Source organism: Collinsella sp. AF04-24, from assembly GCF_003465685.1.
In the GTDB taxonomy this organism is placed as follows: domain Bacteria; phylum Actinomycetota; class Coriobacteriia; order Coriobacteriales; family Coriobacteriaceae; genus Collinsella; species Collinsella aerofaciens_AP.
In genome coordinates, this window is sequence record NZ_QSBK01000009.1 from 26,838 (window position 1) to 45,727 (window position 18,890).

Consider the following 18,890-nt stretch of genomic DNA (forward strand, 5'->3'; position numbering starts at 1 on the left):
CATCGATGTTTACTCCGCTTATCACTCATGATCTGGACGGTGCCGCGCTGGCGGCACCCGTTGATGCCGCACGCCGTAATGGCGCTGCATACAAGACGCGCACGATCGACGACCTTCGCATTAAGGACGATCGTCTGCGCGCCGCCATCAAGGGCACCGGGCACCTGCTGTTTGACGGCGGCATGGGCACCATGTTGCAGGCCGCCGGCATGAAGGCGGGCGCCCTGCCCGAGCTGCTCAACTTTGAGGAGCCCCAGGTCATTACCGACATTCAGCGACAGTACGTCGAGGCCGGCTGCGACGTGATCACCGCCAACACCTTTGGTGCCAACGCCCACAAGCTCGACGGTACCGCCACCGTGGCAGATGTCTTTGCCGCCGCTGTCGCCTGCGCCCGCGCGGCCGGCGCCCACTACGTCGCCGGCGATATCGGCCCCATCGGCGCGCTGCTTCGCCCCTTGGGTACCCTCAGCTTCGACGAGGCCTATGACCTCTTTGCCGAGGAAGTGCGCGCCGGCGTCGCCGCGGGCGTGGACCTCTTTATTATCGAGACTATGACCGACCTGGCCGAGATCAAGGCGGCCGTCCTCGCCTGCCGCGAGAACTCCGACCTGCCCGTCTTTGCCACCATGACCTTTGAGGAAGACGGTCGCACCTTCCTGGGCACGAGTCCCGAGGTTGCCGCCATCACGCTCGATGCCATCGGCGCCGACGTTTTGGGCATCAACTGCAGCCAGGGACCGGCCGAGCTCCGAGGACTCGCCGCTCGCATGCTCACCGTTACGGACAAGCCCGTTATGGTGCAGGCCAACGCAGGACTGCCCCACGTGGACGACGACGGCAACACCGTCTTTGATATCCAGGCGCCCGAGTACGCCGTGGCCGTCGCCGGTATGATTGAGGACGGCGTAAGCGTCGTGGGCGGCTGCTGCGGCACCACGCCGGCGCACATGGCAGCGCTGCGCACGCTTATCGATAACCACACGCCCAGTCCGCGCCACCGCAAGCCCAGCATGTCGGTCACAAGCGCCCAGACCGTGGTGGACCTCCCCTGCGACGGCCACAAGATCGCCGTCATCGGCGAGCGCATCAACCCCACCGGCAAAAAGCGCCTGCAGCAGGCCCTGCGCGACGGCGATCTGGACTACGTGGTGAGCCAGGGCATCAGCCAGCAGGAGCAGGGCGCCGACATCCTGGACGTCAACGTGGGCCTGCCCGAGATCGACGAGGTCAAGATTATCCAACAGGCCACCGAGCAGCTCCAAGGCTCCACGCTGCTGCCGCTGCAGATCGACTCCACCGACCCCGCCGCCGTCGAGGCCGCCGTACGTCGCTACGCCGGCAAGCCCATCATCAACTCGGTCAACGGCAAGCAGCAGATCATGGACGAGATCTTCCCGCTGGTCGCCCACTACGGCACCAACGTTGTCGGCCTTACGCTCGACGAAGGCGGCATCCCCGATACCGCCGAGGCCCGCTTTGCCATCGCCGAGCGCATCGTGGCCGAGGCTGCCCGCTACGGCATCGGCCCGGACCGTATCCTCATCGACTGCCTGGTCATGACCGCCTCGACCAATCAACGCCAGGCCGAGCAGATCCTGCGCGCCATGTCCCTGTGCAAGGAGCGCCTGGGCGTCAAATGCGCGCTCGGCGTGTCGAACATCAGCTTTGGTCTGCCTGCCCGCCCGCTGCTGGGCTCGGTCTTTTTGGCCGCCGCCTTTGGCGCGGGCCTCGATGCCCCCATCATGAACCCGGGCTCCAAGCGCTTTATGGACACCGTCTACAGCTATCGCGTCCTGAGCGTTGAGGACGAGGGCTCGACCGGATACATCGAGCGCTATGCCGGCTGGACCGATCCGTATAAGATCGCCGCCAACCCGGCAGCAGCTCAGGCCGCATCGACCGACACCGTGCCCGCTGCCGGCACCGCCGGCACCGACGGCAACGACGACCCGATTCGTCGCATGGTCGTCTCGGGCCGCAAAGGCGAGATCGCTGCCGAGACCGAGCGTCTGCTGGCAGACCACGACGCCATGGACCTTATCAACAACCACTTTATCCCCGCCCTCGACGAGGTGGGCGTCCTCTTTGACCAGGGCAAGTTCTTCTTGCCGCAACTCATGGCCTCGGCCGAAGCCGCACGCGTGGGCTTCGACACCATCAAGCGCCTGATGCCCGCCGGCGAGATCGCCGACAAGGGCAAGATCTGCGTGGCCACCGTCAAGGGCGACATCCACGATATCGGCAAGAACATCGTCAAGATGCTGCTCGACAACTACGGCTACACCGTCTTTGACCTAGGCCGCGATGTCGACCCGCAAGAGGTGCTCAAGACCGTGCAGGAGCGTGACATCAAGCTCGTCGGCCTCTCGGCGCTTATGACCACCACGGTCGTCGCCATGGAAGAGACCATCAAGTTGCTCCATGCCGAGGTTCCGGGCGTCAAGATCATCGTGGGCGGCGCCGTGCTCACCCCCGAATACGCCAAGCAAATCGGCGCGGACTACTACGCCAAGGACGCCGCCGAGAGCGCTCGTATCGCCGAAGAGGTCTTTGGGAAGTAACACAACGGAAACAACCGAGCACCAAAACGTGCCGCACGCGCCACTTGGCACGTGCGGCACGTTAGAATAGATAAGACTATGCTCGTTTTGGCAGATAGGAGCGCAAGGATGGCGATCACGCCCGCAGAAATCGCGGAAACCCGCGGCATGGTTGAGGAACAGAACCTCGACATCAGGACCATCACCATGGGTGTTTCGCTCATGGGTTGCGGTGACGAGAACCTCGACCGCATGTGCACGAAGATCTACGACCATGTGACGCACACGGCTGAGCATCTGGTCGAGACCGCCGAGAACCTCGAGCGCGAGTACGGTATCCCCATTGTCAACAAGCGCGTTTCCGTCACCCCGGTGGCGCAGATCGCCGCGTGCTGCAAGGATGAGGACCTCACCCCCATCGCGCATGCCCTCGACCGCGCGGCCGAGACGCTCGGCATCGATTACCTGGGCGGCTTCTCCGCACTCGTCCAGAAGGGCATCGGCGACGCCGACCGCCGCGTCATCCAGTCCATCCCCCAGGCGCTCGCCACCACGAGCCGTGTCTGCTCCAGCGTCAACGTCGCCAGCCTGCGTGCCGGCATCAACATGGACGCCGTGCTTATGGCCGCCCAGACCATCATCGATGCCGCTAAACTCACGGCCGACCAGGATTCCGTCGGCGCTTCCAAGTTTGTCTGCTTTGCTAACATGGTCGAGGACTCCCCGTTTATGGCGGGCGCCGTCCACGGCGGTGGCGAGGCCGACGCCGTCATCAACGTAGGCGTCTCGGGCCCCGGCGTTATGGCCGCAGCCCTGGAGACGCTGCCCGACTCTGCATCGATGATGGCAGTCGCCGAAAAGATTAAGCAGACCGCCTTTAAGATCACCCGTGCCGGCGAGCTCATGAGCCGCGAGGCCGCACATCGCCTGGGTGTCGAGAAGGGCATTGTCGACCTGTCGCTGGCTCCCACGCCTGCCATCGGTGACTCCGTTGCCCGCATCCTCGAGATCATCGGCGTGGGCACCTGCGGTGGCCCGGGCACGACCTGCGCGCTCGCCATGCTCAACGATGCCGTCAAGAAGGGCGGCGTCATGGCCAGTTCCAGCGTGGGCGGTCTTTCGGGCGCTTTCATCCCCGTGTCCGAGGACGCCGGCATGATCGCCGCCGTCGAAGCCGGTGCGCTTTCGCTCGAGAAGCTCGAGGCCATGACCTGCGTGTGCTCCGTTGGCCTGGACATGATCGCCATCCCCGGCGACACCCCGGTCGAGACCATCGCCGGCATCATCGCCGACGAGATGGCCATCGGCGTCATCAACAACAAGACCACGGCCGTCCGCGTGATTCCTGCTATCGGCAAGGGCGTGGGCGACTGCGTCGAGTACGGCGGCCTGTTTGGCCGTGCGCCCATCATGCCGGTGAACCCCAACGCCGGCACCGTGCTTGCCCACCGCGGTGGACGCTTCCCGGCACCGCTGAACTCGCTCAAGAACTAGCTGAGGGGTGCTGGCGAGGAGCCCCGGGGAGGGCAAATATATAAGGTCGCCTGCTCGGACAGTCCTGACTCGCACGGAAAGCACATTAAGTGCTCTCCGGCTCGTGCGGAACTCGCGATCGACCTTATATATTTGCCCTCCCCGGGGCTCCCGCACAACGGGACCTCAGTTGGGTTCTATCCCGGTTGCAGTCGCTTCGCTCCTGCACCACTTGGCTGGTGCGGCGGTTTGGCGTTGGAACGGTTCTTTTTCTGATATATGCTGGTTGCGGCTCTTCTTTTGGGAGGAGTCGCTTTTTTGTTGCTAGGAGGTTGGCCCGTGGTTGATGGGGACGCTCGCTCTGAGCTTCTTTCCGCTGATTGGAATGGCGAATGGATGCGCCTGCAGGCTGGTCGGCGGCGGGCTGATGATTCTTTTGAATGGGATAAGCGGGCTCGGCATTTTCGGCCGCTGGAGACTGCCCCGTATGCCCGGGACTTTATCAAGCTGTTGGCGTTAAAGCCTGGTGAATCCGTGCTCGATATGGGGTGTGGAGCTGGGTCGATTGCTATTCCGCTTGCTCAGGCTGGACATCCTGTGATTGCAGCCGACTTCTCCCCCGCTATGTTGGGCACGCTTGATGCTGGCATTGAGTACCATGGGCTCGAGAATCGCATTACACCGCTTGAGCTTGCTTGGGATGATGATTGGGATTTGGTTGGACCGGTCGCGAAAACGGTGGATGTTGCCTTTGCCAGTCGGTCGGTTACGACGACCGATCTAAAAGGTGCGCTTGCCAAGCTCGACCGTACGGCTCGTCGGCGTTGTGCTGTCACGATGGTCGCCAACTCCAACCCGCGCTATGATCTGCACTTGATGAACGCTATCGGCGCCTCGGTTACCTGCAGCAATGGCTTTGTGTACGCCTTCAACATCCTCATTCAGATGGGTTCGTTGCCGCAGATTACATACTTTGAATCGCCTCGTCGCGATACCTTCGACAGCCTTGAGGCAGGCGTGGCGGATTTTTCCCGTATGCTCGAGCATGGCAACGAGGATAAGATCGACTGCCTGCGCGACTACATCGCTCAACACATGATTGAGAACCCCCATGCCGGTGAGCCGGGCTCCAAGGGCGTGCCGCAGGGGCGCTATATGCTCGATCATGTCCGCAAGGTTCGCTGGGCGTTTATTGCATGGGAACCGGTCTCTGAATCCCGCTCGTAGCCCGTTCACAGCCCGAGCTGCCCATCACCTCGGCATCCGCATTCTTTGCGAACTGGGCAAACGCGCTCCACACCGCGCCGTTCCTGCGCTATCGTGGGACAGCTCACGTAGATTAAGGCCCCGTCGCGGGGCACCCCATACATAGAAAGCGAGAACCCATGGCATTGACAGGAGCCCAGGTCAAGCAGCTTCGCAGCATGGCCCATCACCTCAACCCCGCCATCATCATCGGTAAGTCCGATGTCAACGAGGGCACCGTCGAGCAGACGGTCGCCTACCTGGAGAAGCACGAACTCGTTAAGTGCTCCGTGCTCGATGGCTCCAGTCTTTCCGCCCGCGAGGCCGCCGAAGAGCTCTCCGAGCGTTGCCACGCCGAGGTCGTCCAGGTCATCGGCCGCAAGTTCTCGCTGTATCGCGAGTCCTCGCGCAAGGACATCGAGAAGATCAAGCTCGTCTAAGAGCCAATGATCCGGCGAGCCAACACATGGCAAGCTTACGGGTGCCCAAGTACTTCGGGCGCCCGTTTTTTATCGCTCGACCAGCACGCGATTGAGCCGCCCCTCCACCAAGCGCTCGTATAGACGCCGCGTCTCGGGCTCGGGCACGCCATTGACCTGCTCCCTTAGATGGTGCATATGCCCGCTGTACAGCTCGACGATATCGCGCCGCCGCCCCGCCGCACTGTAGACGCGCATGGCGCAGCGCACCATATCCTCACGCGCTGTTTCCTGCCGAAGCCCCGACTCCGCCAGCCAAATCGCCGACTGCAGATCGTTTTCTTCTAGAGCGGCATTTGCTCCCTTAATCATGCAATCGATGTACTTTGACTGCATAATGCGTCGCATACGCAAAAAGTAGGTGGGGTTACAGCCATTGGGAACATACAGCGGTCCGGCATAAAGCTGCTCAATCTTAAGGCACAGTTCAACTAAATGGGGCCCGCGCGCACCCGTGCGATTTCCCAAAACCTCGCGGCTTATCTGGTCAAACAGCCGTACATCGGTCTTGACGTAGTCGCCGTTGAGTCCGATGCATTCATTTTGGATGAGCACACACGACTTGCCATCCGGCGTCGGTCCCAAAGCCGACCGCAAGCGCGATATCGTCGAGTACAGGTTGTTGCGGGCGCTATTGAACTCGGCATGGGGCCACAGCTCCATGGCCAGCGTCTCGCGGTCGACGAGCGCATCCATGCCCAGCGCAAGCCGCTCGGCAAGCGTCGCCGCCTTCTTGCGGCGCCACATTTTGTCCGTGATGGGAAACCCGTCGCGCTCGGCGCGGAACGCACCAAACATGCGAATCTCGATATGGTCGATGGTATCAACGGCTTCAACCTCGCCGGCCTGGAACAGGCGCTCGCCCTCCCCTTCCAAATCGTCGCGCAGCGAGTACCGCGACAGCTCGCGCACGGGAAGCTTCTTGCGAATCCTGGTCGCCGGCTCGCCCAGACAATGCATGGCAAGGCGCGCAAAGAGCCGATACGATGGTTCCAGAATCCCCGCGCGATTCATGGACATCCAGGCCGCGAGATCGCTATCTCGCCCCGCGCAAGCCAAATGCAGCGCCACCATCCAGGCTTCTGCACCACCAACCTGCGTCTGGCTTATATCGAGCAACTCCGCTTCCTCGCGTACCGAAACCATCGAGGTGTTACGCAGATACGCCGCGCGCTCCAGCAGCAATGCGTTATCGCGCATGTACGCAATCGACTCCTCGGCAAGTTTGAGCACTTGGACCGCACGGAACTTTGCATTAACCGGCCGTCCCTCTGCCAGCGACTGCCAGCCTTCTAGCAACAGGCCAAACAGCTGAATCTGGTTGTCGCGCATGCGCACGGCAAAACGATCGAGCTCGTTGAATGCCGCGTCGTCGGTTACCGGCAAGCCGGAAAGGAGCCGCCGTGCCGCCAACACCATGCGCACCCAGATAGCCATCGCCTTAAGCCCACGTACGTCGAGCGCCTCCCGCACCACCGTCATCTCGTCGTCGCGCTCGTCGGTTCCCGCAAACGACCCGTCAAAAAGCTCCACCAGCATGCTATCGGCCCGTATAACAATCCCCGCGATGTCGAGCTCACAGTCGTAGGCCTTGCTCGTTTTGAGCTGCTGTAGAACGCCGCCGTCATCTCCCCGTTCGGTCAGGCATCGCTTGACCTCGATATGCGCGGACAGCATGTCGAGTGCGGTGTGGGACGTCTCTATTTCTGGCACGGCCAGGTTCGTAGGAAGCCCAAGCCCGTTGTCCCCATAGCAAACAGCCGTCAGTGTCTGGGCCACCCTCCATGAAACAGGGTCTATTTCGCAGGCCGCCCGTTCGCCCCCGCGCTCGATGACCGATGCCATATAGCGAGCGAGCTTTGTATTGGACACGCTGACCGCTGCCAGATATACGCCAAGCGCCTCGGCAGGCGTTGGCTCTGGAGCCGGATCCTCGGCATCGATCGTGCCCAGCGCTGCTCGGCAGATATCGGCCCCGTGCCCCGTCAGAGCCAGATCGACCCCATACTGCCCAGCAAGTTCAAGGACCGCATCACGGTCCAAAAAGGCGTCCGCCAGGCCCATCGCCGCATCGCATCGGCCCGCCTTAAGCAAAATCCGGGCCGCCCTCGGAACAAGTTCGGGGCGAACCTCGGCCACCAACTTACGCAAGCGCAAGCGTCCGTTATCCTCCGTGCCCAGACACGTAAAACTCCGCTCGGCGGGGTCCAAGCCAAAGATCGGGTAGTCGCGTACGAAGTAGGACTGGTCGACCATCGATAGCCTCACCCCGCAAGCCTCGAGTTCTGCGATATTGCCCTCGCCCATCAAAATCATGAGACATGCCACGCAAAACAGTGCATTATTGTCGAGCGAAGCCAAGTCGACAAGTGCCGCGCCATATACGTTGACAATCTCGTTTTCGAGCAGACCGGCTACGTCGCCTTGGCCATACAGACCCGTCTGCAATGCCGAAACGAGCTCGGGCACGCCCTGCGTGAGCTGATAAAAGTCGAGCGATGTGCTGATCGAAAACGCCGATGCCCACGCCGAATACTCATAGGCATGCACCTTGAGCATCTGCGCATTGATCTTAACCGAATCGCCCAGCCCATGAATCAGTTGACGATTTGAAGGACGGCAGGAGATAAAGACCCCCACCCCCATAGCGCGCAGGCCGCGAATCCTGTCGATGAGGTCTTCGGTATCGTGCTGATCGAGGTTTGGCACATTATCAATCGCGATAAGGGAGTGCGGTTTGTCTTTGAGTTCTTCGGTAACCACCTCGAGCTGCATAAACACCTCGCGCCCAGTGGCGCGATCGGCCTCGATAATCCGCACGGGGCCTCGCGTCGGGTCGTATTTAACCTCATGGGTGTACTGCAGCAGCACCGAGGTCTTCCCAAACCCGTCGGGCGCATAAAGAACCACGATGCCGGCCTTTCGGCCCTTGGCGAGAAGCTCATTCATCAAGCGTTCGCGTCGCACCATATAGCCACCGCCCAGCGGCATCAGCTCGAGGTCGTCCATACTGCCCAAATCGTTTACCATGCCCGCTCCTCAACTCGACCGTATGGACACTGTAACCGCAAGACCATACAAGCCGCGCTATGAATAGAGCGACCTTGTGTTCTAGGTTGTCTTTTGGTACGCAAGCGGCAAGTTTTTGTACAGCGAGGGCCGATTGTTATTAATCCCCCGACTAATCGGTCTTTAAGCAGGTAAATGAGCTTGTCAGCTTGTCCCATCTAAGCGGCAGTGTAACGCAAATGAACAAGGTTCAGCTATGTCATTCAACTCGCCTAGCACCCGCTACCGTCTACGACCTTTTAGTGGCATTTTTGCATAGAATCTGGTATGGAATGAATCAAGCTGTTGGGCATCCGGCATTCGTCAAGCTTGCGGCAAGATTTTGGTCAAGCGGGCGGAGAGGGATAACAAAAAGGCCCCCGCAAAGCGGAGGCCTTAGGCAAGGCTATGTCGAGATGCAGGATTCGCGCTACTCGCAGAGCGAAAGGGCGGCCTCGTCGGCAACGACAACGCAGTTGGTGTGCAGCTGCAGGATCGAAGCCGGGCACGCGGGCGTAACCGGACCATAGCACATGTCATGCACGGCCTGAGCCTTGGCCTCGCCGTTGGCGACGACTAGGATCATGCGGGCATACATGATGGTCTGGGTACCCATGGTGTAGGCCTGACGGGGAACATCGTCGATGCTGTCGAACAGGCGGCTGTTGGCCTGAATGGTGCTCTCGGTGAGGTCGACGCAGTGCGTGCCCTTGGAGAAGTGGTCATCGGGCTCGTTGAAACCGATGTGGCCGTTGTTGCCAATGCCGAGCAGCTGCAGATCCGGGTAACCGGCGGCGGCGACGATCTTGTCGTACTCAGAGCAGGCAGCGGCGGCGTCGGGGTTGGAACCGTCGGGCACATGCGTGTTGTTCAGGTCGATGTTGATGTGATCGAAGAAGTTCTCACGCATGAAGTAGTGATAGCTCTGGGGATCGTCGTGCGAAAGGCCGCGATACTCGTCCAGGTTGTAGGTGCTGACCTCGGCAAAGTCGACGTCGCCCTTCTCGTACCAAGCAGCGAGCTGCTTGTAGGCACCGATCGGGGTGGAGCCGGTGGCAAGACCCAGCACGCAATCGGGCTTGAGGATAACCTGCGCCGAGATGATATTGGCGGCCTTGCGGCTCATATCCTCGTAGTCTTTAGCTTTAATGATCTTCATTACGCGTCCTTTCTCGTACAAGAGAGGCAAGGCTCCCCTTACAAGCACTTGCCCGCGGCCCGCGTCGGCCGCAACCAACGTGTGCGGCCACCAGGGCGAGGTCGCGTAATGTATGTGTCTCGTGTCTAGCCGCGTCGAGGCCCCTGCCCGTCCACGGTGACCCAAAGCCGTTTAGCTTCGGACAAATCCCATCTTGCCACGGAGGGCGCCCTCTTTCAAGGGCGCCCTCCATAAACGTGTTTGAATTGTAGGCTAATGGCCACGTGCACTTGCTAGCGTTCGCGAGCAACGATGAGCTGGTCCATCTCTTCGACATGCGCACCAACGGAGCCCTTGATACTCGAGAACTCAACGGAGTTGCACACCAAGATGGGAACCGTCACATCGTAGCCCTCGGCAGCAATTGCCTCGCGATCGAACTCGATGAGCACGTCACCCTTATGGACGACATCGCCCACCTGTGCATGCACGCTAAAATGCTTGCCCTCAAGCTGAACAGTGTCCAAACCAACGTGGATCAGCACGTCTAGGCCATCGACCGTGTTGAGCGCAACGGCGTGACCCGTGGGAAAAATGGCCTCGACCTTGGCGTCTGCCGGCGCAATCACACGCGTGCCGGTAGGCTGAATCGCCACGCCCTGGCCCAAAAGGCCGGTGGCAAACGTCTGGTCGTTTACCTCGGAGAGCGGAATGACGTCGCCCGAGATGGGAGCATCCAGCGTAAGAACTCGTCCACGCATACCAAAAGACCTTAGGACTTTAGTGAACATGCTCCCCCTCGGACATACCAATCAATCAAAATAGCTTTAACAGTTTACCACTTGGCACCCGTTTTTGACCATTAGGGAAGTTCGCGCTTGACAACCTCGACGATGTCGTCGACAACACGCTGAGTGAGCTCGTGCGTCTCCGCCTCGGCCATAACACGGACCAGCGGCTCGGTACCGCTCGGGCGCACCAGAATGCGGCCGCGGCCGTCAAGCTCCTTCTCGGCGGCAGCGACGGCGTCCCAAATGGGCTGGCATTCGTCCAGGCCGGCCTTGTTGTCGGAATGCACGTTGACGAGTACCTGCGGGTACTTCTTCATGATGCCGGCAAGATCAGTGAGGGTACGACCGGTGCGCTTGAGCACGGCCAGCAGCTGCAGAGCCGTCACCAGGCCGTCACCGGTGGTGTTGTGCTCCAGGAAGATGATGTGGCCGGACTGTTCGCCGCCGATGACGGCGCCGTCCGCGAGCATGCGCTCCAAAACGTAGCGGTCGCCCACGGCGGTCTGAACCATCTCGAAGCCCTGCTCCTTCATAGCGATGGAGAAGCCAAGGTTGCACATGACGGTCGAGACGATCTCGGAGTTGGCGAGCTTGCCGCGAGCGGCGAGATCGGAGCCGCAGATAGCCAGGATGTAGTCACCGTCGATCTCATTGCCCTCGCCGTCGACGAACAGCACGCGGTCGGCGTCGCCGTCGTGGGCCAGGCCGATATCGGCGTGGGTGCGCAGCACGAGCTCGCGCAGGGGCTCAAGGTGAGTGGAGCCGCACTCAACGTTAATGTCGGTGCCGCAGTAATCGGTGTTGATGGCATGGACCGTGGCGCCCAGGCGCTGCAGCGCAGCGGGCGTGGTCTGGCAGGAAGCACCGTGGCCGCAGTCGACGGCAACAACCAGGCCATCGAGCTTAAGGCCGTCGAGCGTGCTGATGGCATGATCGACATAGGCCTTGCGGGCGTCTTTCATCTTGATGATGTGACCCACACCGGCGCCGGTCGGCAGCGTGTCGGCAGCCATGGCCTCCTCGGACATGACCCAGGCGCTGATCTCTTCCTCGACAGCATCGGGAAGCTTCATGCCCTTGCGGCTAAAGAACTTGATGCCGTTGAACTCCGGCGGATTATGCGAAGCGGAGATGACGATGCCGCCGTCGAGCTCGTTTTGGACGGTGAGCAGCGCCACGGCCGGCGTAGGGATAACGCCGCAGCAATGCGGACGGCCGCCCTCGGCCATAATGCCAGCGGTCAGAGCACTCTCGAGCATGGTACCCGAAAGGCGCGTGTCGCGGCCGATGCAGATGTCCGGGCCAAGGAACTTGGTCGCCGCGCGGCCCAGGCGAAACGCGAGGTCGCACGAGAGGTCGGCATTGGCGACGCCACGGACGCCGTCGGTACCGAAGATGTTCTGGGGCATAGGATCGCTCCTTCCCTAGCAGGCGATATACAACCGCCCACCCTAGTCGAAAAAGAAAAGCGGGACCCGCCGAGGAATCGGCAGGCCCCGCTTGTACATTGTATCTCGAAAGGAGATAAAACCTTAGCGCTTGGAGAACTGGGGAGCGCGGCGGGCCTTCTTGAGGCCGTACTTCTTGCGCTCGACCACGCGAGCATCGCGCGTAAGGAAACCGGCCTTCTTGAGGTCAGCACGGTAGTCGCCAGCGTTCAGAAGAGCGCGGGCGATGCCCAGGCGCAGAGCGCCGGACTGACCGGAGATGCCGCCGCCATCGCACAGAGCGATAACGTCGAACTGACCGGCGGTGTCGGTCACCTTGAAGGGAGCAAGGGCGTTCTCAACGAGCTGATGACGGCCGAAATACTGCTCGGCGTCACGCTTGTTGATGGTCACCTTGCCGGTGCCGGGGACGAGACGGACGCGGGCGACGGCGTTCTTACGACGGCCGGTACCCTGGTAGACAACGGTGTTCTCAGCCATCTTTAAGCCTCCAGCTCAATCTTCGTGGGGTTCTGGGCAGCATGCGGATGCTCGGCACCAGCGTAGACCTTAAGCTTGGTCATCTGGGCACGGCCGAGGGTGGTCTTGGGCAGCATACCGCGAACGGCGCGCTCGATAACCTTCTCCGGGTGCTTCTCCATAGCCTGGCGGAAGCTCTCAGCCTTGAGGCCGCCGTTGTAGCCGCTGTGGCGATAATAGGTCTTCGTGTCGGCCTTGTTACCGGTAAGCTGGACCTTATCGGCGTTGATGACGACAACGAAGTCGCCGCAGTCGCTGTTGGGCGTGAACTGGGGCTTGTTCTTACCGCGCAGGATCATTGCGATCTGGGTGGCAAGACGGCCCAGGACAGCACCATCGGCGTCGACGAGAACCCAGTTGCGCTGGACCTCGCCCTGCTTGGCGTAGTGAGTCGATTTCGAAATCACTTAGACTCCTCCATGTACAGTACGTGTTGTTACAGAGATTCACGGGGCTCTGCAAGTAACCCGTCCATATTACCCCGCTCGCCGTACGAGTCAACAGGTATTTTGGCTCCGACCAGAGTTTCTGCACATGTCATCCACGAGCCGTGATGTCGCAGCGTTAACGCTCGACAAACGCCTCGATATCTCCCAGCAAGCGCTTTGCCTCCTGGCGGCCCTGGATATACAGATCGAGAAGCTTTGCCGGATCGTGCTCGACATGGCCGACCTCGACCGGCTTTTGCGGAGCGACGACCAGTGCGCGGCCCTCGCGCTCATACTTCCACAGGTGCATGCGCTGGAGGTTATAGCGGTCGTGGCGCGTCTCGATAGCCTCGAGCAGATAGGGGTAGTCGGCATAGCGCGCACGCGCCGCCGGCAAAAACTCGTAGGGCTTTTTCTCATATGAGCGGTCCTGGGTGACGATGACGACCGCACGGTCGAAGCCCGCCTCCTCGAGCACATGCTCGATAGGAACCGAATCGGCCACGCCGCCGTCGACGTATTTGTGCCCGTCAATCTCGACCGGCGGCGTCACCAGCGGCAGCGACGTCGAGGCGCGCACGGCGTCGAGGTCGAGCACGGCGCTTTTGACCGGCAGGTAGGCAGCGGTTCCAAACAGCATGTCCGTCGCGACGGCGTACATCTCGATAGGGCTGGCGTCGAACGCCTCGTTGTCAAAGGGATCCAGGCGGTCCTGGATATCGTTGAAGATAAAGTCGTAACCCACGATGGAGCCCGTGGATGCGAAGGATGCGGCACCCATGTAGCGGTTGTCATTGCAGAAGGTCAGGTTGATGCGATTGACGCGACCGATCTGGTGTGACTTGTAGTTGACGCCGTTGAGCGCACCGGCCGATACGCCATATACCGCCGGAATTTCGACACCGGCCTCCATGAGAACGTCGAGCACGCCGGCGGTAAACTGCCCACGAAAACTGCCACCCTCCAAGACGAGCGCGACCTTGCCGACGTTCTTTGCCTTATCTTCTGCAGTCATATTGACCTCCTGCGATTGCGTTTTGGCTTTCTTCTACCCAGTTTTGGAATGGAGGGCGCGCAGGTTTTTCGAGGCGGCAGGTGAAGCGGAAAGTGCGTCCCAGTTTGAGGCGGGATTCCGGGATGAACTTTCCGTTTGGACCGCCGTTGGGAAAGCGCGTCCCGTTCTGAGCGCGGATTCCGGGATGCGGTTTCCGCTTGATGTGTCATCCGGAAACTACGTCCCAGTCTGAGCGCGGATTCCGGGATGGGCTTTCCGCCTGGGCTGCCATTGGGAAAGCGCGTCCCACTCTGCGTCACTGAGGCGTTTTCTTTACGCCCGCGCCCTGCATAGAGTTCGATTCTCCGCGGGTGGAGGGGATCCGTCCGCGCGGGACACGGCAGGCTGTCATCCGGTCGGCATCGAATCTATATCCAGTCGAGGCTTTGCGCGGAGAATCCGCGTATTTGCTTCGCAAATCCGCACCGGCTTCGGCCGCCTGCCGGCGTCCTCGCCCGCTCGCTACAAACGCTCCGCGTTTGTTTAACGCTCGCGCCCTGCACAGAGTTCGATTCTCCGCGGTACGGGCTAGAAATGAAAAGGCAGGTAGATACGAATATCTACCTGCCTGTAACTATTGGTGGAGGCGCGGAGAATCGAACTCCGGTCCACGAAAGCCCCCTGATTGGCATCTCCAAGCTCAGTCGCTGGTTTAGTCTCGGACGCTTTGCGCGCAGCGACACGCTCGCAGCATCCCAACCGGTTCGATCTTAGCCTGCGCCATACCGATTACGTGCGCAGGAGCATTCCCTTAACATGACGTCGCACCGGTGTCGGGGAAATCACCGGGTTGACGCGCCGCTATAAATTAAGCAGCGAGAGCCATAGGCTCAAAAGAAGAGTTGTTGTCAATTCAATTTGACGGTACCCCTGTTTAACGAGGCGAGGAGACCTCGGCTTGCTTCCTCTCTCAGAGCTATCGTGTCGAAACCAGTCGCCCCCGAATGTCGGGAAAGTCTGGATAGCATTGGGCACGAGCACCCAACACCCGTCGACTTTTCAAGGAACATACGGGGCGAGCCCCGCTTGTGGAGTGTTATCTTACCACGTTCTGAAAGCGGACAGCTGTCCTATGCACGAGCTGTGAAGACCCCAATGTGCGCCGCACTTCGCACTTTTGTTACCGATCGCATCACGTATATTTTCGCCAAGCAAAATTGACCCGTCGAAAGGACCGTTATGGATACCAAGCAGCAACTCGTCAATGCCCTCGCAGGCCTGGGCTCAACCATTACCGAAGCTATGGATGTCATCGAGGGCTTTGTCCCCTGCGGACATCCCGCCCTCACGGTATCGAACGCACTCGTCGCGCTGGACGCTGACGATGATGCGGCTCTCGCCCAGCAGCTTGAGACCGTCGAGGGCTTTATCGACCACGTGAGCGAGAACCGCGGCGTGACCGCCTACCACGGCATCGAGGTCGAGCTCGCGGGTCCCAAGGCCAATCTGCTCGCAGCAATCCGCGAGGTAGGTGCCCTTATGCAGACCGCAGGCGTCAAGAACACCCAGGTCAACGAGTGGGTCTACCGCAGTCTGGCAGCACTCGACAGCTCCGACGAAAAGGCAGCCGAGCAGCTCGCAGAAAGTCCCGCCATTAAGGCCGAGCTTTTGTAAATAGCAGACGCGGGCCCCTTGGCGCATCGTCGTCCAAGAGGCCCGCAAACAGTTCGCATCAACCGATAGCCGCGCCGCCGCGTTCGGCCAAAGCCAGAATCGGCATCATTTGGCGCGGGGTCTTTGCTGCAAGATCGGCATGTTCGAGCAGTTTTCGATCGTTGGTCACCAAGTAATCGACCTGCGCGCGCTTGCATGCGGCGAGCACCAAGTTGTCCTCGTAATCGCGATGGAGCGCTAAGTATTTGTCGGCCAGCCAAAGGTCCGACGCATCTGCACCCACGGCCGTGGCGTTTTCGGTCATATTCCGAACAAACGCCAGCGCCGCATCGCCAATCGCGCGGGCAGAAGCCTCGTCGAGCGCTCCCCCGCTGGCAAGAACGCTACGCTTCAGTTCGTGCTGGACAACGTACAGCACGTCCTTGGCGATATGCACCGGAAAGAGCAACGTTGCGCCCGATTCCGTCGCCCGCCCAATAAACGCACGCGCGGCAAGCGACTCGGCATGGTCGACGCAAAATGAATCAACCCATACGTTGGCGTCCACCATTATTTTGAGAGGAGCCCCGCTCACAGGATCATCCCCTTTTGGCGATAGCGCTCGTCCATGGCTTCGGAATAGATTGTGTCCCAATCGCGGGCATCGGATACGGACGAGGTAGCGATGCCCAGGTCCGCGTAAAGCTGGTCCGCTGCCGCCCATGATGCGGCGAACGGAGTATCGGGCGCGACGGTCTGCTGCCGGTCGTCGACGGCCGCAAGCACTTCCTCGCACTGCCCGCCACCCTGCGCGACCTTGGCCACCACCTTTTTGATGAGCCCGGGCAGCGACCTGCCCGAAAGCTGCAGCACCTCCTCGGCACGGTTCTTGACCTGGCGATTTACGCGAACGTTCACCTGCGCCATGCCGCTAACAGCACCCACGTCGATCCCGCTCCCTTCAATTGCTATCCCTGCTAGCAACACTATATAGAGAAGCTAGCACATGGTCAAACGCAAAAGGCCTGCGCCCAGACGACACCGATGCCGTCTGGGCGCAGGCCAGATAACGTGGGCGAACACGTCTGCTAACGCAGGTACGCCTTGGCGTTGCTCAGGCTGTAGGCAATCGTCGAGCCGTTGTGCAGCAGCGACGACGCCTGCGGGGTAATCGTTCCGGTAATGCCCAGTGCCAACAGCGCCGAGTTAGTGAGCATCACCTTAGAATAGGAGCTCGTCAGACGATCAATGAGGCCCTGACTCATGCGGCGCAGGCGCACGATCGCGGCGAGATCCGTATCGGTCAGGATGATATCGGCGACCTCCTTGGCGATATCGCTTCCGCCACCCATCGCCAGGCCCACGTCGGCCAAACCGAGCGCCGGCGAATCGTTGACGCCGTCGCCCACCATGGCAACGTGGCGTCCCTCGCTCTTAATGCGCTCCACATACGCGTACTTGTCCTCGGGCAGCAGCTCGGCCTTAAACTCGTCGACACCTGCCTCGCGAGCAATGCGCTCGGCCGTGCGCTCGGAATCGCCCGTGAGCATAACGACATGCTTGACGCCCAGCGCATGCAGGTCGGCGATGGCCTCACGGACCCCGGGCTTGAGCGGATCCTCGATGCCGAGCACGCCGACGACCTTGCCATCGACCGCCAGATACAGCGGCGACAGGCCCTGCATCTGGAGCTCGATTTGCTCCTTGATGTCGGACTCGAGCTGCGCGCCCTCATCCTCGAATACAAAGTGCGCGGAACCGATGATGGCGCGACGCCCCTCGATGGACGAAGCGATGCCGTGCGCCACGATGTACTCGACGGCGGCATGGCGCTCGCGGTGCTCAAGCCCGCGTTCGCGGGCGGCGTTGACCACGGCACGCGCCACCGGATGCGGGAAATGCTCCTCCAAGCAAGCGGAAAGACGCAGGACCTCGTCCTCGCTCCAGCCATCGGTGGTGAGCACGCAAGCCAGGCGCGGCTGCGCCTCGGTAAGCGTGCCAGTCTTATCAAACACAATGGTGTCGGCTTTGGCAAACGACTCAAAGTACTTCGCGCCCTTGACCATGACGCCCATCTTGGCGGCATCGCTCATAGCGGTCATGACGGCAACGGAGCCCGTAAGCTTGAGTGCGCACGAGTAGTCGACCATCAACGCCGCCGAGGTCTTGATGAGGCTGCGGGTGGTAAGCGCAACCAGGCCCGCGAGCAGGAAGTTCCACGGGACGATCTTGTTGGCGAGGTCTTCCATGTGCGACTGGCCCTCGGACTTGAGCGAGTCGGCCGTCTGCACGAGTGAGACGATTGAGCGGAGCTTGGTTTGAGCCGTATTGGCGCGCACGCGCACCAAGATGCTGCCATCTTCCACGACGGTACCGGCGAACACGTCGTCGCCCACGCTGCGCTCGACGGCCAGCGGCTCGCCGGTCAGGGTCGCCTGGTTGACCATAGCGCTCCCCTGCTCGACAACACCGTCGATGCAAATGGACATGCCAGTGCGCACGGCCACCAAGTCGCCGGGCTCAAGCTCGGTCGCGGCAACGCTTACCTCGGTATCGCCGACGACCTTTTGTGCCTTATCGGGCACGTCGAGCAGCGAGTTGATGAGCTCGTTTTCGCTCATGGCACGGGTGTAGTCCTCGAGCAGCTCGCCCACGTTGAGCAGGAACATCGTCTGGCCCGCGGTGTCGACATCACGTTTGACAAACGAGATACCGATGGCCGAAGCGTCGAGCACGGGAACGGTCAGGCGCGGCTGCGCGAGCTCACGGAGGGCGGCACGCAAAAAGGCCATGTAACCGGCCACGACAAACACCGCGCGCAGTGGCGTGGGCAAGAACCAGCGACGTGCGTAATGGGCACCGACGAGTGTCGCCAGGTCCATAACGAGTTTGTGCTTGCGCGGCTCAAGCTGCATCACGTAACCCGTCTTTGCGTCGGCAATGGCCTGAGCGTCGAGCGCACCGACGGCGGCCAGCACGGCATCGCGGCGCGACTCGTCGTATTCGAGTGCCATCTGGCCGATGCGGCCATATACGCGCACCTTGCGCACACCATCGATTTCGCCGCTGAGCTTAAGAAGTGCATCGAGATCGCTCTCTGGCACAGGACCCGCCAATTGAAGACGGGTCCT

15 protein-coding genes and 1 other RNA gene are annotated in these 18,890 nt (G+C 61.0%); 5 read left to right on the plus strand and 11 right to left on the minus strand.

Features of this window, described 5'->3' with window-relative positions; translation table 11 throughout:
- Positions 1-5 precede the first annotated feature (5 nt).
- The 4 genes from DWV32_RS04880 to DWV32_RS04895 all read left to right on the plus strand — a co-directional run bounded on the left by DWV32_RS04880 (position 6) and on the right by DWV32_RS04895 (position 5,701).
- A complete protein-coding gene (locus DWV32_RS04880) occupies positions 6-2,564 on the plus strand; it encodes a homocysteine S-methyltransferase family protein (RefSeq protein ID WP_187361822.1) in 2,559 nt (852 codons plus the stop codon).
- 108 nt (positions 2,565-2,672) lie between these two features.
- Positions 2,673-4,037 carry a PFL family protein gene (locus DWV32_RS04885; RefSeq protein ID WP_117757415.1) on the plus strand — a complete coding sequence of 455 codons (1,365 nt, stop codon included), beginning with the start codon at positions 2,673-2,675 and terminating at the stop codon, positions 4,035-4,037.
- Between the two features lie 375 nt (positions 4,038-4,412).
- Positions 4,413-5,243 (plus strand): methyltransferase domain-containing protein, encoded by an 831-nt coding sequence (locus tag DWV32_RS04890; RefSeq protein WP_255413142.1) that lies wholly within the window; start codon positions 4,413-4,415, stop codon positions 5,241-5,243.
- Between the two features lie 158 nt (positions 5,244-5,401).
- Complete coding sequence (locus DWV32_RS04895) at positions 5,402-5,701, plus strand: YhbY family RNA-binding protein (RefSeq protein WP_117563618.1); 300 nt, start codon at positions 5,402-5,404, stop codon at positions 5,699-5,701.
- A 69-nt stretch (positions 5,702-5,770) separates the two neighbouring features.
- Here the strand turns inward: DWV32_RS04895 and DWV32_RS04900 are convergent, their stop codons facing one another.
- From DWV32_RS04900 to ssrA, 8 genes are all read right to left on the minus strand, one after another.
- A complete protein-coding gene (locus DWV32_RS04900; protein ID WP_117757416.1) occupies positions 5,771-8,770 on the minus strand; it encodes a BTAD domain-containing putative transcriptional regulator in 3,000 nt (999 codons plus the stop codon).
- A gap of 448 nt (positions 8,771-9,218) precedes the next feature.
- Positions 9,219-9,947 carry a glucosamine-6-phosphate deaminase gene (nagB, locus tag DWV32_RS04905; protein ID WP_055251013.1) on the minus strand — a complete coding sequence of 243 codons (729 nt, stop codon included), beginning with the start codon at positions 9,945-9,947 and terminating at the stop codon, positions 9,219-9,221.
- A gap of 272 nt (positions 9,948-10,219) precedes the next feature.
- Positions 10,220-10,687, minus strand: coding sequence for a PTS glucose transporter subunit IIA (locus DWV32_RS04910; RefSeq protein ID WP_316242586.1), 468 nt, complete (start codon positions 10,685-10,687; stop codon positions 10,220-10,222).
- A gap of 101 nt (positions 10,688-10,788) precedes the next feature.
- Complete coding sequence (glmM, locus tag DWV32_RS04915) at positions 10,789-12,126, minus strand: phosphoglucosamine mutase (protein ID WP_117757417.1); 1,338 nt, start codon at positions 12,124-12,126, stop codon at positions 10,789-10,791.
- Between the two features lie 123 nt (positions 12,127-12,249).
- Entirely contained in the window at positions 12,250-12,645 is a 396-nt protein-coding gene (gene rpsI, locus DWV32_RS04920; protein WP_022094634.1) for a 30S ribosomal protein S9, read from the minus strand.
- 2 nt (positions 12,646-12,647) lie between these two features.
- The gene (rplM, locus tag DWV32_RS04925) at positions 12,648-13,091 is read right to left on the minus strand and encodes a 50S ribosomal protein L13 (protein WP_022094635.1); all 444 of its coding nucleotides are present in this window, start codon (positions 13,089-13,091) and stop codon (positions 12,648-12,650) included.
- Positions 13,092-13,248: 157 nt separating this feature from the next.
- Positions 13,249-14,127 carry a patatin family protein gene (locus tag DWV32_RS04930; protein WP_117757418.1) on the minus strand — a complete coding sequence of 293 codons (879 nt, stop codon included), beginning with the start codon at positions 14,125-14,127 and terminating at the stop codon, positions 13,249-13,251.
- Positions 14,128-14,744: 617 nt separating this feature from the next.
- Positions 14,745-15,108: a transfer-messenger RNA gene (ssrA, locus tag DWV32_RS04935) on the minus strand.
- A gap of 237 nt (positions 15,109-15,345) precedes the next feature.
- Between ssrA and DWV32_RS04940 the strand changes: the two genes are divergently transcribed.
- The gene (locus tag DWV32_RS04940) at positions 15,346-15,780 is read left to right on the plus strand and encodes a hypothetical protein (protein WP_117757419.1); all 435 of its coding nucleotides are present in this window, start codon (positions 15,346-15,348) and stop codon (positions 15,778-15,780) included.
- 58 nt (positions 15,781-15,838) lie between these two features.
- Here the strand turns inward: DWV32_RS04940 and DWV32_RS04945 are convergent, their stop codons facing one another.
- The 3 genes from DWV32_RS04945 to DWV32_RS04950 all read right to left on the minus strand — a co-directional run bounded on the left by DWV32_RS04945 (position 15,839) and on the right by DWV32_RS04950 (position 18,863).
- Complete coding sequence (locus DWV32_RS04945; RefSeq protein ID WP_158556985.1) at positions 15,839-16,354, minus strand: PIN domain-containing protein; 516 nt, start codon at positions 16,352-16,354, stop codon at positions 15,839-15,841.
- Positions 16,351-16,704: a hypothetical protein gene (locus tag DWV32_RS10225; RefSeq protein ID WP_158556986.1), complete on the minus strand. Its 354-nt coding sequence runs from the start codon at positions 16,702-16,704 to the stop codon at positions 16,351-16,353. Before DWV32_RS10225 ends, DWV32_RS04945 begins: the two co-directional genes overlap by 4 nt.
- A gap of 143 nt (positions 16,705-16,847) precedes the next feature.
- Complete coding sequence (locus DWV32_RS04950; RefSeq protein WP_233540409.1) at positions 16,848-18,863, minus strand: heavy metal translocating P-type ATPase; 2,016 nt, start codon at positions 18,861-18,863, stop codon at positions 16,848-16,850.
- Positions 18,864-18,890: the final 27 nt, after the last annotated feature.